The 331-nt window shown below is 50.2% G+C and carries 1 pseudogene; it reads right to left on the bottom strand.

Annotation, left to right across the window (positions count from 1 at the left end):
- Positions 1-116: 116 nt before the first annotated feature.
- Positions 117-212, bottom strand: a pseudogene (locus tag P0G09_RS16510) (Maff2 family protein); the annotation flags it as partial.
- Positions 213-331 lie beyond the last annotated feature (119 nt).

Here is a 331-nt window from a genome sequence, read left to right as displayed (position 1 = left end):
GTTGATGGGTGGATGGTCTTGCAGCAATTCACTTCCTATTATAATAGGGGCTGTTATCCACAGCGAGGATTGAAGCGATTGCGTATGTACAGGCGGAATAAATCCGCCCGCTGATCTTAACCGAACAGGCCGCTCAGCAGAGGAATCAGGGTAATGCCGACCAGCGCGACACCGCCGCCAGCCATGAGCTGCTTCATACCCTGACTATTTGCTTATGTGTGATAAAGAAGCAATAGAAGTGCAAAAAATTTTGCCGTTCCTATCCGACACTTGGCCATTGTGTCGGATAGGTCGGGCGGTTATTCGGGCAAGTCAATCTTGCCGACAAAGC

This window comes from Faecalibacterium sp. DFI.5.82 (assembly GCF_029076575.1).
Classification (GTDB): Bacteria; Bacillota; Clostridia; order Oscillospirales; family Ruminococcaceae; genus Faecalibacterium; species Faecalibacterium duncaniae.
This window is presented reverse-complemented; position numbering and strand designations above follow the sequence as displayed.